At 61.2% G+C, this 15,002-nt stretch carries 12 protein-coding genes; 7 read left to right on the forward strand and 5 right to left on the reverse strand.

Annotated features, from left to right (window positions below):
• Window positions 1-60 precede the first annotated feature (60 nt).
• The gene (locus NQL71_RS19750) at window positions 61-801 is read right to left on the reverse strand and encodes a phosphoadenylyl-sulfate reductase (RefSeq protein ID WP_046816171.1); all 741 of its coding nucleotides are present in this window, start codon (window positions 799-801) and stop codon (window positions 61-63) included.
• A 163-nt stretch (window positions 802-964) separates the two neighbouring features.
• Here NQL71_RS19750 and thrH point away from each other — a divergent pair, with 163 nt between their 5' ends.
• Entirely contained in the window at window positions 965-1,582 is a 618-nt protein-coding gene (thrH, locus tag NQL71_RS19755; RefSeq protein WP_046816172.1) for a bifunctional phosphoserine phosphatase/homoserine phosphotransferase ThrH, read from the forward strand.
• 84 nt (window positions 1,583-1,666) lie between these two features.
• Here thrH and pabB read toward each other — a convergent pair whose 3' ends face one another.
• The 4 genes from pabB to rloA all read right to left on the reverse strand — a co-directional run bounded on the left by pabB (window position 1,667) and on the right by rloA (window position 6,257).
• Complete coding sequence (gene pabB, locus NQL71_RS19760; RefSeq protein ID WP_046816173.1) at window positions 1,667-3,004, reverse strand: aminodeoxychorismate synthase component I; 1,338 nt, start codon at window positions 3,002-3,004, stop codon at window positions 1,667-1,669.
• Between the two features lie 189 nt (window positions 3,005-3,193).
• Window positions 3,194-4,180, reverse strand: a complete 987-nt coding sequence (locus tag NQL71_RS19765) for an alpha-L-glutamate ligase-like protein (RefSeq protein ID WP_077185570.1) — start codon at window positions 4,178-4,180, stop codon at window positions 3,194-3,196.
• Window positions 4,180-5,715, reverse strand: coding sequence for an osmotic stress tolerance membrane protein RloB (rloB, locus tag NQL71_RS19770; protein ID WP_046816175.1), 1,536 nt, complete (start codon window positions 5,713-5,715; stop codon window positions 4,180-4,182). The genes NQL71_RS19765 and rloB overlap by 1 nt, the downstream gene beginning before the upstream one ends.
• A 5-nt stretch (window positions 5,716-5,720) precedes the next feature.
• On the reverse strand, window positions 5,721-6,257 hold the full coding sequence (gene rloA / locus NQL71_RS19775; RefSeq protein ID WP_046816176.1) for a retropepsin-like aspartic peptidase RloA: 537 nt from the start codon (window positions 6,255-6,257) through the stop codon (window positions 5,721-5,723).
• Between the two features lie 303 nt (window positions 6,258-6,560).
• Between rloA and NQL71_RS19780 the strand changes: the two genes are divergently transcribed.
• The 6 genes from NQL71_RS19780 (at window position 6,561) to prpD (ending at window position 14,991) form a co-directional block, all read left to right on the forward strand.
• The gene (locus tag NQL71_RS19780; RefSeq protein ID WP_178134434.1) at window positions 6,561-7,277 is read left to right on the forward strand and encodes a GntR family transcriptional regulator; all 717 of its coding nucleotides are present in this window, start codon (window positions 6,561-6,563) and stop codon (window positions 7,275-7,277) included.
• Window positions 7,274-8,164, forward strand: a complete 891-nt coding sequence (gene prpB / locus NQL71_RS19785; RefSeq protein WP_046816178.1) for a methylisocitrate lyase — start codon at window positions 7,274-7,276, stop codon at window positions 8,162-8,164. Before NQL71_RS19780 ends, prpB begins: the two co-directional genes overlap by 4 nt.
• Before the next feature lie 42 nt (window positions 8,165-8,206).
• Window positions 8,207-9,334: a bifunctional 2-methylcitrate synthase/citrate synthase gene (gene prpC / locus NQL71_RS19790; protein WP_046816179.1), complete on the forward strand. Its 1,128-nt coding sequence runs from the start codon at window positions 8,207-8,209 to the stop codon at window positions 9,332-9,334.
• A gap of 204 nt (window positions 9,335-9,538) precedes the next feature.
• Entirely contained in the window at window positions 9,539-12,133 is a 2,595-nt protein-coding gene (gene acnD / locus NQL71_RS19795; protein WP_274643135.1) for a Fe/S-dependent 2-methylisocitrate dehydratase AcnD, read from the forward strand.
• Between the two features lie 67 nt (window positions 12,134-12,200).
• Window positions 12,201-13,391, forward strand: a complete 1,191-nt coding sequence (prpF, locus tag NQL71_RS19800) for a 2-methylaconitate cis-trans isomerase PrpF (RefSeq protein WP_274643136.1) — start codon at window positions 12,201-12,203, stop codon at window positions 13,389-13,391.
• A 115-nt stretch (window positions 13,392-13,506) separates the two neighbouring features.
• Window positions 13,507-14,991 carry a 2-methylcitrate dehydratase gene (gene prpD / locus NQL71_RS19805; protein ID WP_046816182.1) on the forward strand — a complete coding sequence of 495 codons (1,485 nt, stop codon included), beginning with the start codon at window positions 13,507-13,509 and terminating at the stop codon, window positions 14,989-14,991.
• Window positions 14,992-15,002 lie beyond the last annotated feature (11 nt).

A 15,002-nucleotide genomic window follows, 5' to 3' on the forward strand; every position in this document is an offset into this window, starting at 1 on the left:
TTATCGGCTCGGTCACGAATCCTGAGCAAGCTTGCTCCTACAGGGGGATTTGCAGAGAGATCAGGCTTTGGACTTGCTGATGATATTGCCGGCATGCAACCCGCATTCTTTCTGCGTGGCTTCTTCCCACCACCAGCGACCTTCACGCTCGTGCTGGTTCGGTAGCACCGGGCGGGTGCACGGCTCGCATCCGATGCTGATGAACCCGCGTTCGTGCAGGCTGTTGTACGGCAGTTCGAGCATACGGATATAGCCCCAGATTTCCTCGCTGGTCATTTGTGCCAGGGGGTTGAACTTGTACAGGGTGCGTTCCGGGGTGGAGAACGCGGTATCGACTTCCATCACGGCTACGGCGCTGCGCGTGCCGGGACTCTGGTCGCGGCGCTGGCCGGTAGCCCAGGCCTTCACGCCAGACAGCTTGCGACGCAGCGGCTCGATCTTGCGGATGCCGCAGCATTCGCCATGACCGTCCTTGTAGAAACTGAACAGGCCTTTTTCCTTCACGAACGGTTCCAGCTTGGTGTAGTCCGGCGACACCAGTTCGATATCGATCTTGTAGTGCTCGCGCACCTGATCGATGAAGCGATAGGTCTCGGGATGCAAGCGGCCGGTGTCGAGGCTGAATACCTTGACGTTTTTGTTCAGCTTCCAGGCCATGTCCACCAGCACCACGTCTTCGGCGCCGCTGAAAGATATCCACAGTTCATCGCCAAACTCGGCAAACGCGAGTTTGAGAATGTCCTGGGCAGATTTGTTGGCATAGGTCGTGGCGAGTTCCACGACGTCGAACGTTGGGCTCATCAGGGCGGCTTCCTACAGGTCGGTGGCGCTTGGCGCTCTATATGGGGCCGATGGTAACAAAAAGCTGCAGGGGCCGGGGCGTCCTCTGCGTTGCGCGGTGGTGGAGTTGTCGCTAGAGTTCGGGCTCGCTCGACTCAATGAACAATACCAATGGGAGTGTCTTGTGGAAATTGCCTGTCTGGATCTTGAAGGTGTGCTGGTCCCGGAAATATGGATCGCCTTCGCGGAAAAAACCGGGATCGAATCCCTCAGGGCCACCACTCGGGACATTCCCGACTATGACGTGCTGATGAAGCAACGCTTGCGGATTCTCGACGAACACGGCCTGAAGCTTGCCGACATCCAGGAAGTGATCGCGACCCTCAAGCCGCTGGACGGTGCCGTCGAGTTCGTCGACTGGCTGCGCGAGCGCTTCCAGGTGGTGATCCTGTCGGACACCTTCTACGAGTTTTCCCAGCCGCTGATGCGTCAGCTGGGCTTCCCGACCTTGCTTTGCCATCGTCTGGTCACTGACGACAGCGGGCGCGTCACGGGCTATCAGTTACGCCAGAAAGATCCCAAGCGCCAGTCTGTGTTGTCCTTCAAGAGCCTCTACTACCGGGTAATCGCGGCGGGGGATTCCTATAACGACACCACGATGCTGGGTGAGGCGGATGCCGGGATTCTGTTCCATGCGCCGGATAACGTGATCGCCGAATTCCCGCAGTTTCCGGCGGTGCATACGTTTGAAGAGCTGAAGCAGGAATTCATCAAGGCTTCCAACCGTACCTTGAGTCTGTAGTCGTCTGAACTGACTCCTTCGCCGGCAAGCCGGCTCCTGCAGGAGCATCACGATCCCTGCAGGAGCCGGCTTGCCGGCGAAGCTTTAAAGGCCTTGCAGGGTATCGAGCAGCACCTTCACCTTGGTAATCGATTCTTGATACTCGGCCTGCCACTCGGAGTCCGCGACGATTCCACCGCCGCCCCAGCAACACACCTGTCCATCCTTGACCAGCAAGCTGCGGATGGCGATGGAGCTATCCATCTCGCCGCGCACGTCCAGATACAGCAATGAACCGCAATACAGGCCGCGTCGGGTGGGTTCCAGCTCGTCGATGATCTGCATCGAGCGAATTTTCGGTGCGCCGGTAATCGAGCCGCCCGGGAAGCTGCCGGCGATCAGGTCGAGCGCATCCCGATCATCCGCCAGTTCGCCGGTCACGCTACTCACCAGGTGGTGCACATTCGGGTAGCTTTCCAGGCTGAACAACTCAGGCACACGAACCGAGCCGGTGCGGCAGGTGCGGCCGAGGTCGTTGCGCAGCAAGTCGACAATCATCAGGTTTTCCGCGCGGTCCTTGGGGCTGGCCAGCAGTTCAGCGGCGTTCGCCGCGTCTTCGGCTGGCGTGAGGCCTCGTGGGCGCGTGCCTTTGATCGGGCGGGTTTCAACCAGGCGCTCGCTGACTTTGACGAAACGTTCCGGCGACAGACTCAGCACCGCACCGCCGTCGGGCAGGCTCTGGAAGCCGGAAAACGGCGTGGGGCAAGCCAGGCGCAACGCGCAGTATGCTGTCCATGGATCACCCTGGCAGGGCGCGCGGAAGCGTTGGGCGAAGTTGACCTGATAGCAGTCACCGGCCTGGATGTATTGCTGGATGCGCTCGATCGCCTGGCGATATTGTTCAGCGCTCAGGTCGGCATGCATTGGCGCCTGCAAGCTGAATGGCTCAGTCGCGTCCGCGGTCGGCTGGGTGAATAGCTCGATCAAACGCTGACGTTCGCTGTCGGCCAACGTCGGATGGAACACCAGTTGGCTGGTGGCCTGCTGGTGATCGCTGATCAGTGCCCAGGCGTACAGGCCGAACCGCGCATCCGGCAAATGCAGGTCATCCAGGGCTCGGCTCGGCAGGTTTTCCAGGTGGCGGCCGAAGTCGTAGCTCAGGTAGCCGATCAAGCCGCCGGCGAAAGGCAGGTCATGGGCAAGCGTCGCTTCGCCCAGGCGCGCCAGATTATTGCGTAGGCGTTGCAGGAAATCGCTGCCACGTTCGTCAGGCGCGACCGTCAATTCGTCCAGCGGCCAGGCGCTGAGCAGGTCAAAGCGCCCGCGCTCGGCACTGGGCCGGCCGCTGTCGAGCAGCACGGCACCGGGGGCATGACGAATGGCCGCAAAGTAGTCGGCGGGGTTGGCGCGATAGGGCAGCGGGTGTACGGAACAGGTCGGCATGGGCGGGAGAGATCAGCCATGGAGGCGGGGTGGCGATTGTAGTCCTCTCGGGGAATTGCTCCTAGAGGGTATGTCGGGGATTGGCAGGTTGGGTACTTCATTGGCAATTCGGCCGCCATCGCTGGCAAGCCAGCTCCTACAGGGTTGTGGGAGCTGGCCTGCCGGCGATGGCAGCAACGCGGTCTCGGATCAGCCCTCAACCGGCGGAATATGCCCAAACATCTCCTGCACAAACGCCACCCGCTCTTCTACGGTTTCAGTCACACCACGGGCCTTCAGCTCTTCCAGCCGCGCCTCGACGGCATGGGTACGCAACGTCAGCCCGCAATCATTGGCAATCTGGATGTTCAAACCCGGCCGGGCGTTGAGCTCGAGAATCAGCGGGCCTTTCTCCTGGTCCAGCACCATGTCGACACCGATGTAGCCCAGCCCGCATAGCTCGTAGCAGCCCGCGGCGAGCTTCATGAAACCGTCCCAGTAGGGCAGTTGTACGCCATCCACCGCGTTGGTGGTGTCCGGGTGCTTGGCGATGATGTTGTTCAGCCAGGTGCCGCGCAAGGTCAGGCCTGTGGCCAGGTCGACACCGACGCCGATGGCGCCCTGGTGCAGGTTGGCCTTGCCGCCGGACTGGCGGGTGGGCAAGCGCAGCATGGCCATCACCGGGTAGCCCATCAGCACGATGATGCGGATGTCCGGCACGCCCTCATAGCTGATGCTCTTGAAGATCTGGTCCGGAATCACCCGGTATTCGATCAATGCCCGGTCGCGGTGCCCGCCGAGGGAATACAGCCCGGTCAGGATGCTGGAGACATGGTGCTCGATCTCTTCGTGGCTGATGATCTTCCCGGATACTGTGCGATAGCGGCCCTCGAAGCGGTCGGCGATGACAATGATGCCGTCGCCGCCAGCGCCCTGGGCCGGCTTGATCACGAAGTCGTTGCGCTCGCCGATGATCTCGTCGAGCTTGTCGATTTCTTTCTCGGTGGAGATCACGCCATACAGTTGCGGCACATGGATGCCGGCGGCAATCGCGCGTTCCTTGGTGATGATCTTGTCATCGACGATCGGATACAGGCTGCGCTTGTTGTACTTGAGCACATAGTCTGCGTTGCGCCGGTTGATGCCCATGATGCCCCGGGCTTCCAGGGCTTTCCAGGTCTTCCAGAAGCCGAACATCAAGCGTCAGCCTTCTTCAGGAAGGCTTTGAAACGTACCAGTTCGGTCAGGCGGTAGCCGCGATAACGACCCATGGCCAGCATGAAGCCCACCAGGATCAGCAGGATCGCCGGGAAGGTGAACACGAAGTAAACCAGTTCCGGAACGCTCATGATCAGGTGCGCGAGGGAGGCCGCGAACAAGGTGCCGATCGCCACTTTCATGGCATGGCTGGCGCCGCGTTCTTCCCAGGTGATCGACAGGCGTTCGATGGTCATGGTCAGGATCACCATCGGGAACAGCGCCACCGACAGTCCGCGTTCCAGGCCGAGCTTGTGGCTGAACAGGCTGATGGCCGCGATCAGCACCACCACGAACGTCAGCACCACCGACAGCCTCGGCAGCATTTGCAGCTTCAGGTGTTCAAGGTAGGAGCGCAGCGACAGTCCCAGCGCCGTGATGATGGTAAACAGCACGATCCCGAAGCCGAGCTGGGTCTCGCGGAAAGCCAGGGCGATCAGCACCGGGGTAAAGGTACCGAGGGTCTGCAGGCCGATCAGGTTGCGCAGGATCAGGATCACCAGCACGCCGATCGGGATCATTACCATGATCATGAAGGTCTGCTGGGTTTGCAGCGGCAGGCCGTACAGCGAGTATTCGAGGAAGTTGGCGTCGGTGTTCTCGTCGGTCAGCTTGGCCAGGCGAATGGCGTTCATCTCGCTGTTGTTCATGCTGAAGGTCACAGTGGCCTTCTTGCCGCCATCGACGGTGATCAGGTTTTCGTCGCCGGTCCACCACAACAGGCGGTCGGTGGGCAGGCCCTGTTCGCCGGTTTCCGGGTTGAAGTACAGCCAGTCGGTGCCGTTGAAGCTGCGCAGCCAGAGTTCCGGGGTTTGCGGCTGGTCAGCCACCAGGCGAATGGTGTGGACTTTTTCCACCGGGACGTGGGCGATGGACAACAGCAGCTCGACGATCTTCGCCTTATGGGCCGGTGTCGGGTCGCCGGCCAGAAGCATCTTGGCATTGTCGTCGTTGCTGTTGTTGACCCGCTTGATCGCTTCGCTGATGAACGTCTCGACGTCCGCCGAGTGCTGGCGAATTGGTGCCAACAGCGCTTCGGCGGCGAGTTTCTCGGGGCCTTCCACGGCAATGCTGTCGCGGAAGGTCGGGCCCTTGATCTTGGCTTTTTCCGCGGTGTAGCGCTTGGTCAGCACCAGGCGGTAATAAAGAGTCTGGTTGCCTTTGGCCCGGCGTGCCGACCAGGTGACCTTGCGGTTGCCGTCGACACGGTTGACGGCCACGCCGTAGTTGTTGGAGATGAAACTTTCGTTGAGGCTCACGTAATCGCGGCTCAGCGGTGGCACGAACATCTGGATCTTGACCGGGTCCTTGGCACTGGCGACGAACTCGACCTTGGCGTCGATGTTCCACAAGTCGTCGGTGGCGTCTTCCGTCACGGGAATGCCGAGTACGAAGATCTGGTAGGCCGTGACTGAAATGCCCAACACCACCAGGATGGCGATCAGCATTTTCAGATGAAGGGTAAGAGAGCGCATTTGAATTACTCGGCGGTATGAGCGTCGGTGGCGCAGGCGGGTTTGCCGGCAGCGTATTTAAGACTGGGGTCGACCAGCGCATCGAAGCGTTTGAGTGCTTCGGAGCCGATCAGGAGCGGGTATTGGAACGCGCTACGGTCGGTCAGGTTCACTTCGATGCTGCGTAAAGCCGAACCCATGCAGATATCCAGCTCGATCACCGGACGGGCGGTGTACTTCTTGCCTTCTTCGGGATCGTAGTCACCGGCCCGGCGCTTGATCTTGCTGACACGGGCCAGCGGTCGTTCGATCGGGTGCGAATGGGCCGCGTCGATGGCCAGGTAGAAGCGCACCCAGGACTCGCCATTGCGTTTGAATCGCTTGATGTCGCGAGCACTCAGGGACGCGGTTTTCGCGCCGGTATCGAGTTTGGCGGCGACTTCGAGGTCGATGCCACCCAGCGATGCGTATTCATTGAGGCCATATACGGTCTTTTCCCCCGCCACGGCAAAACCGGGCAGGCAAAGACAATAAAGGAGTGTGGAGAAGGGCTTGAGTCTCATAAATCCTGGTGCGCAGCGGTGCGTATTTCGGTTCAAGGCCCTGGCATCGCTGCGCAAGCTCCCTCGTAGGCCTATCAGCAACTTATGACAAGCCGTGCAGATGTGACAGACAAATGCGGCCGGCATTCTAGCACGGTGGGTTGATGGCGCCACCGCTGGCGGGCAGCTATAACCAGAGGGTCGTGCGTGGTTATGGTGCGGGCGGTTATTAGACGATTGTCGACAATATCTAATTATCCTTTGACTGGAGCGGCTGTTTTGGTTAGTTTTTCCGGCACTGGCTTTCAAGGTGTCGACAATATGTTGGATCAACTGGATCCCCCACTCATCGTTCAGGATGACTCGGAAACACTTTCCGAGAACGTCTTCCGGCGCATTCAGGCGGCCATCGTCAAGGGTGATATCGCTCCGGGCAGCAAGATCTCCGAGCCGGAGCTGGCCCGGACCTATGGCATCAGTCGTGGCCCGCTGCGCGAGGCCATCCATCGTCTGGAAGGCCAGCGTCTGCTGGTGCGCGTGCCGCACGTCGGGGCGCGGGTGGTGTCGCTCAATCATGCCGAGTTGATCGAGCTCTACGAAATCCGCGAATCCCTTGAAGGCATGGCTTGTCGCCTGGCCGCTGAGCGCATGAGCGTCGAAGAGATTGACGAACTGCGCCGCGTCCTCGAAACCCACGAGCGCGACGAGGCCTTCCAGGCCGGTCGCGGTTACTACCAGCAGGAAGGCGATTTCGACTTCCACTACCGGATTATCCAGGGCAGCGGTAACCGCACCCTGACGCAAATGCTCTGCGGCGAGTTGTATCAACTGGTGCGCATGTACCGCATCCAGTTTTCCACCACGCCCAATCGGCCACACCAGGCCTTTGCCGAGCACCACCGAATTCTCGATGCCATCGCCGACCGTGACGGTGAACTGGCCGAGTTGTTGATGCGCCGTCACATCGGCGCCTCCAAACGCAACATCGCCCGTCATTATCAGGACGGCGCCAACCCGACAGCCAAACGAGGTGAGTCATGAGTTTGAACAAGAGCACTCCAGGCCAGCGTTTCCGCGATGCGGTCGCCAGCGAGCATCCATTGCAAGTGGTCGGCGCGATCAACGCCAACCACGCGCTGCTGGCCAAGCGCGCCGGTTTCAAGGCGATCTACCTGTCGGGTGGCGGGGTGGCTGCCGGCTCCCTCGGCCTGCCGGACCTGGGCATCACCGGCCTGGATGACGTGCTGACCGACGTGCGCCGCATCACCGACGTCTGCGACCTGCCGCTGCTGGTGGACGTGGACACCGGTTTCGGTTCCTCGGCCTTTAACGTAGCCCGTACCGTGAAGTCGATGATCAAGTTCGGCGCCGCGGCGATTCACATCGAGGATCAGGTCGGCGCCAAGCGTTGCGGCCACCGTCCTAATAAAGAGATCGTCACCCAGCAGGAAATGGTCGATCGCATCAAGGCTGCAGTCGATGCCCGTACCGACGACAGCTTCGTGATCATGGCCCGTACCGACGCCCTGGCGGTGGAAGGCCTGGAATCTGCCCTGGATCGCGCTGCTGCCTGCATCGAAGCTGGCGCCGACATGATTTTCCCGGAAGCCATCACTGAGCTTGAGATGTACAAGCTGTTCGCCAGCCGTGTGAAAGCGCCGATCCTGGCCAACATCACCGAATTCGGCGCGACGCCGCTGTACACCACCGAACAACTCGCGGCTGTCGATGTGTCGCTGGTGCTGTACCCGCTGTCGGCCTTCCGCGCCATGAACAAGGCCGCAGAAAACGTCTACACCGCGCTGCGCCGCGATGGCACGCAGGCGAATGTCATCGACACCATGCAGACCCGCATGGAGCTTTACGATCGCATCGACTACCACACCTTCGAGCAGAAGCTCGATGCGTTGTTCGCCGCGAAAAAGTAAGTCGATTAACTCCCTAATAAATTCAAGAAATTGGAGGCAGAAATGGCCGAAGCAAAAGTACTCAGTGGCGCCGGGCTCCGTGGCCAGGTAGCCGGGCAAACCGCACTGTCCACCGTGGGGCAGTCGGGTGCCGGTCTGACCTATCGTGGTTATGACGTACGTGAACTGGCGGCTGACGCGCAGTTCGAAGAGGTCGCTTACCTGCTGCTGTACGGCGAACTGCCGAGCAAGGCGCAACTGAGCGCCTACATCGCCAAGCTGAGCAAGCTGCGTGACCTGCCGCAAGCGCTCAAGGAAGTGCTGGAACGCATCCCCGCCGACGCCCACCCGATGGACGTGATGCGCACGGGCTGCTCGTTCCTGGGCAACCTGGAGCCGGAAAACGACTTCTCCGAGCAGCACGACAAGACTGACCGCCTGCTGGCTGCTTTCCCGGCGATCATGACCTACTGGTACCGCTTCAGCCACGAAGGCAAGCGCATCGAGTGCGTCAGCGACGAGCAGTCCATTGGTGGTCACTTCCTGCACCTGCTGCACGGCAAGAAGCCGAGCGAGTTGCACGTCAAGGTGATGAACGTTTCGCTGATCCTCTACGCGGAGCACGAATTCAACGCCTCGACCTTCACCGCCCGTGTGTGCGCGTCGACCCTGTCCGACCTGTATTCGTGCATCACTGCGGCCATCGGCTCGCTGCGTGGCCCGCTGCACGGCGGCGCCAACGAAGCGGCGATGGAAATGATCGAGCGCTTCTCGTCGCCTGAAGAGGCGGTCGAGGGCACCCTCGGCATGCTGGCGCGCAAGGACAAGATCATGGGCTTCGGCCACGCGATCTATAAGGACAACGATCCGCGCAACGAGGTGATCAAGGGCTGGTCGAAAAAACTGGCCGACGAAGTGGGCGACAAGGTGTTGTTCCCGGTATCCGAAGCCATCGACGCCACCATGTGGGAACAGAAGAAGCTGTTCCCGAACGCCGACTTCTATCATGCCTCGGCGTACCACTTCATGGGCATTCCGACCAAGTTGTTCACACCGATCTTCGTCTGCTCGCGCCTGACTGGCTGGGCGGCCCACGTGTACGAACAACGTGCCAACAACCGCATCATCCGCCCGAGCGCCGAGTACACCGGCGTCGAACAGCGCAAGTTCGTGCCAATCGAACAACGCTGAATGGTGGGAATGCCTGCACAGGTCACTGAATGAACCGGTGACCCTGTAGGAGCTGGCTTGCCAGCGAAGGCGGTTTGTCATTCAACAGCGTTGTTGCCTGACCCACCGCATTCGCCGGCAAGCCGGCTCCTACAGAGGTCCGCGTTCAATTCAGGAGCCATGTCAGGCCCCGCCTTTTGAAACTACCGTGACCGAGTCCCGACGATGAACACAAAATTCCGTAAATCGCTTCCCGGCAGCCACCTGGATTACTTCGACGTCCGCGCGGCGGTCGAGGCCATCCAGCCCGGCGCCTATGACACCCTGCCGTACACCTCCCGCGTGCTGGCGGAAAACCTGGTGCGTCGCTGCGACCCGGCCACGCTGACCGAATCCCTGAAGCAATTCATCGAGCGCAAGCGCGACCTCGACTTCCCGTGGTTCCCGGCCCGTGTGGTGTGCCACGACATTCTTGGCCAGACCGCGCTGGTCGACCTCGCCGGCCTGCGTGACGCTATCGCCCAACAGGGTGGCGACCCTGCGCAAGTGAACCCGGTGGTGCCGACGCAACTGATCGTCGACCACTCCCTGGCCGTCGAGCGCGGTGGTTTCGATCCGGAGGCGTTCGAGAAGAACCGCGCCATCGAAGACCGTCGCAACGAAGACCGTTTCCACTTCATCAACTGGACCAAGAAGGCGTTCAAGAACGTCGACGTGATCCCGCCAGGCAACGGCATCATGCACCAGATCAACCTGGAGAAAATGTCTCCGGTGATCCAGGTACGTGACGGCGTGGCATTCCCTGACACCTGTGTCGGCACCGACAGCCACACCCCGCACGTCGATGCGCTGGGCGTGATCGCCATTGGTGTCGGTGGCCTGGAAGCCGAGAGCGTGATGCTGGGCCGTGCCTCCTGGATGCGCCTGCCGGAAAGCGTCGGCGTTGAACTGACTGGCAAACTGCAACCGGGCATCACCGCCACCGACATGGTGCTGGCGCTGACCGAGTTCCTGCGCAAGCAGAAAGTGGTCGGTGCATGGCTGGAGTTCTTCGGTGAAGGCGCCGCGGCGCTGACCCTGGGTGACCGCGCGACCATTTCCAACATGGCTCCGGAATACGGCGCCACCGCGGCGATGTTCTACATCGACCAGCAGACCATCGACTACCTCAAGCTCACCGGTCGTGAAGACGAGCAGGTGCAACTGGTCGAGAACTATGCCAAGACCACCGGCCTGTGGGCAGACAGCCTCAAGGGCGCGCAATACGAGCGCGGCCTGACCTTCGATCTGTCTTCGGTCGTGCGCAACATGGCCGGCCCGAGCAACCCGCACGCCCGTGTGGCCGTATCGGACCTGGCTGCCAAAGGCATCTCCGGGCAGTGGGACGATGTGCCGGGGCAAATGCCCGACGGCGCGGTGATCATCGCCGCCATCACCAGCTGCACCAACACCAGTAACCCGCGCAACGTGATCGCCGCCGGCCTGCTGGCGCGCAATGCCAACAAGCTCGGCCTGACCCGCAAGCCTTGGGTCAAATCGTCCCTGGCACCGGGCTCGAAAACCGTCGCCCTGTACCTCGACGAAGCCGGCCTGACCGATGAGCTGGAACAGCTCGGTTTCGGCGTAGTGGCCTTCGCCTGCACCACCTGCAACGGCATGTCCGGCGCGCTCGATCCGGTGATCCAGCAAGAGATCATCGACCGCGACCTGTACGCCACTGCCGTGTTGTCCGGCAACCGTAACTTCGACGGCCGGATTCACCCGTACGCCAAACAAGCGTTCCTCGCTTCGCCGCCGCTGGTCGTCGCTTACGCGATCGCCGGTACCATCCGTTTCGATATCGAGAAGGATGTGCTGGGCGTGGTTGATGGCAAGGAAATCCGCCTGAAAGACATCTGGCCGAGCGACGAAGAAATCGACGCCGTGGTGAAAGCCTCGGTGAAGCCGGAGCAGTTCCGCCAGGTCTACATCCCGATGTTTGCCATCCACGAAGACACTGGCCCGAAAGTCGAGCCGCTGTACGACTGGCGCGAGAAGAGCACCTACATCCGCCGTCCGCCGTACTGGGAAGGCGCACTGGCCGGCGCGCGTCCGCTCAAGGGCATGCGCCCGCTGGCAGTACTGCCGGACAACATCACCACCGACCACCTGTCGCCATCCAACGCGATCATGCTCGACAGCGCCGCCGGCGAATACCTGGCGAAAATGGGCCTGCCGGAAGAGGACTTCAACTCCTACGCGACGCACCGTGGTGACCACCTGACCGCGCAGCGCGCAACCTTCGCCAACCCGAAACTGTTCAACGAAATGGTCCAGGAAAACGGCAAGGTCAAGCAGGGCTCCCTGGCCCGCGTCGAGCCGGAAGGCAAAGTGATGCGCATGTGGGAAGCGATCGAAACCTACATGGATCGCAAGCAGCCGCTGATCATTATCGCCGGTGCCGACTACGGTCAGGGTTCGTCCCGCGACTGGGCGGCCAAGGGCGTGCGCCTGGCGGGTGTCGAAGCGATTGCCGCCGAAGGTTTCGAGCGTATCCACCGCACCAACCTGGTGGGCATGGGCGTGTTGCCGCTGGAGTTCAAGCCGGGCACCAACCGTCATACCCTGGCCATCGACGGCAGCGAAACCTACGACGTGATCGGCGACCGCACCCCACGTGCCGAGCTGACGCTGGTGATCCATCGCAAGAACGGCGAGCGCGTCGATGTGCCGGTGACCTGCCGCCTGGACACCGCTGAAGAAGTGTCGATCTACGAGGCTGGCGGCGTGTTGCAACGCTTCGCCCAGGACTTCCTCGAAGAATCGGCGGTCGCCGTTTAACACTTGCTGCGCCGACACGGGACTTTGAGTCCCGTGTCTGTTTTCTAGCTAAGGAGTAAGCAACACCATGGCTCATGCACCGCAAATCAAAATTCCCGCTACTTACATGCGCGGCGGTACCAGCAAAGGCGTGTTCTTCAGCCTCAAGGATCTGCCGGAGTCGGCCCAGGTTCCAGGCCCGGCCCGCGATGCGCTGCTGTTGCGCGTGATCGGCAGCCCCGACCCGTACGACAAGCAGATCGACGGCATGGGCGGCGCGACGTCCAGCACCAGCAAAACCGTGATCCTGTCGAAAAGCGTCAAGGCCGATCATGACGTCGATTACCTCTTCGGCCAGGTGTCGATCGACAAGCCGTTCGTCGACTGGAGCGGCAACTGCGGCAACCTGACCGCAGCGGTCGGTTCGTTCGCCATCAGCAACGGCCTGGTGGACGCCAGCCGCATCCCGCACAACGGCATTGCCGTGGTGCGCGTGTGGCAGGCCAACATCGGCAAGACCATCATCGCCCACGTGCCGATCACCAACGGTGAAGTGCAGGAAACCGGCGATTTCGAACTCGACGGCGTGACCTTCCCGGCGGCGGAAGTGCAGGTCGAATTCCTTGACCCGGCCGCGGAAGAAGAGGGCGGTGGCGGTTCGATGTTCCCGACCGGCAACCTGGTCGATGATTTGGAAGTGCCTGGCGTCGGGACCCTCAAGGCAACCATGATCAACGCCGGTATCCCGACGATTTTCGTCAACGCCGAAGACATCGGCTACAAGGGCACCGAGCTGCAAGGTGCGATCAACGGCGATCCGAAAGCATTGCTGATGTTTGAAACCATCCGCGCCTATGGCGCACTGCGCATGGGCCTGATTTCCAACGTCGACGAAGCGGCCAAGCGCCAGCACACGCCGAAAGTGGCGTTCGTGGCCAAGCCGGCGGAGTACGTGTCTTCCAGCGGCAAGACGGTTGCGGCGGGCGATGTCGACCTGCTGGTGCGCGCACTGTCCATGGGCAAGCTGCACCACGCGATGATGGGCACCGCGGCGGTCGCCATCGGCACCGCGGCAGCGATTTCCGGCACCTTGGTCAACCTTGCGGCGGGCGGTGTCGAACGCAATGCAGTGCGTTTCGGCCATCCGTCGGGCACCTTGCGCGTTGGCGCCGAAGCCAGCCAGGTCAACGGCGAATGGACCGTGAACAAGGCCATCATGAGCCGCAGTGCGCGGGTGCTGATGGAAGGTTACGTCCGGGTGCCAGGCGATTCGCTCTAACGACGCACCCCCTGCAGGAGCTGGCTTGCCAGCGAAGAGGCCGTCAAATTCAACATCATTGTTATCTGTGACACCGCTTTCGCTGGCAAGCCAGCTCCTACAAGGTGAATCGAACATGAGCGCCAACGTCGACCTCAACAACCGCCCCGACTACGACCAGGTCCTGCAGGACATTGCCGATTACGTCCTGAGCTACAAGATCGAGTCCCGGGAAGCCCTCGATACCGCCCGCAACTGCCTGATGGACACCCTCGGCTGCGGCCTGCTGGCCCTGCGGTTTCCGGAATGTACCAAGCACCTGGGGCCCATGGTCGAAGGCACCGTCGTCCCGTTCGGCGCCCGCGTGCCCGGCACCAGCTATCGGCTGGATCCAGTCAAGGCGGCCTGGGACATCGGCTGTATCGTGCGCTGGCTCGACTACAACGACACCTGGCTTGCGGCCGAATGGGGCCATCCGTCGGATAACCTCGGTGGCATTCTCGCGGTGGCTGACCACCTGTCGCAAAAGCGTTCGGCCAACGGCGAAGCGCCGTTGACCCTTCGCACGGTGCTTGAAGCGATGATCATGGCCCATGAGATCCAGGGTGTGATCGCGTTGGAAAACTCGTTCAACCGTGTCGGCCTCGATCACGTCATCCTGGTTAAAGTCGCCTCCACGGCAGTCACCGCCAAACTCATGGGCGCCAATCGCGAGCAGTTGCTCTCGGCCTTGTCCCATGCGTTCGCTGATGGCCAGGCCTTGCGCACCTATCGCCACGCGCCAAATGCCGGCTCGCGCAAATCCTGGGCGGCGGGCGATGCGTCCAGTCGAGGTGTGCGCCTGGCAGACATCGCCCTGCGCGGCGAGATGGGCATTCCGGGTGTGTTGAGTGCCAGGCAGTGGGGCTTTTACGACGTACTGTTCAGCCACACCAACAGCGATCTGGCACTCAAGCCCGAGGATAAAAGGACATTCAGTTTTTCCCGACCGTACGGCAGCTATGTGATGGAAAACGTGCTGTTCAAGATCAGTTTTCCTGCCGAGTTCCACGCGCAAACGGCCTGTGAAGCAGCGGTCACCTTGCACCCGCAGGTGCGCAATCGCCTGCATGAAATCGACCGGATCGTCATCACCACGCAGCAATCGGCGATCCGCATCATTTCCAAGGTTGGCCCGTTGGCCAACGCCGCTGACCGCGATCACTGCATCCAGTACATGACCGCTGTGCCGCTGGCTTTCGGCAATCTGGTGGCCGAGCACTACGAAGATGATTTTCACAAGGCGCATCCGATCATCGATGTGCTGCGCAACAAGATGACCGTTGTCGAAGATCCGCGTTTCACCCGCGAATACCTGGAAGCCGACAAACGCTCGATCGCCAATGCGATCCAGGTGTTTTTCAAGGATGGGTCGAGCACCGAAAACGTGGTGGTGGAATATCCGATTGGTCATCGTCGGCGTCGTGCCGAGGGCATTCCATTGTTGGAGGACAAGTTCAGGGCGAACTTGCTGACACGATTCACCCGTCAGCGTAGCGAGGAGATTTTTGCGTTGTGCAAGGATCAGCAGAGGCTTGAGGCGACACCGGTGAACCGGTTTATGGATTTGTTTGTGATCTAGGAGACCGCGTT

This window comes from Pseudomonas serbica, assembly GCF_028823535.1.
In the GTDB taxonomy this organism is placed as follows: domain Bacteria; phylum Pseudomonadota; class Gammaproteobacteria; order Pseudomonadales; family Pseudomonadaceae; genus Aquipseudomonas; species Aquipseudomonas serbica.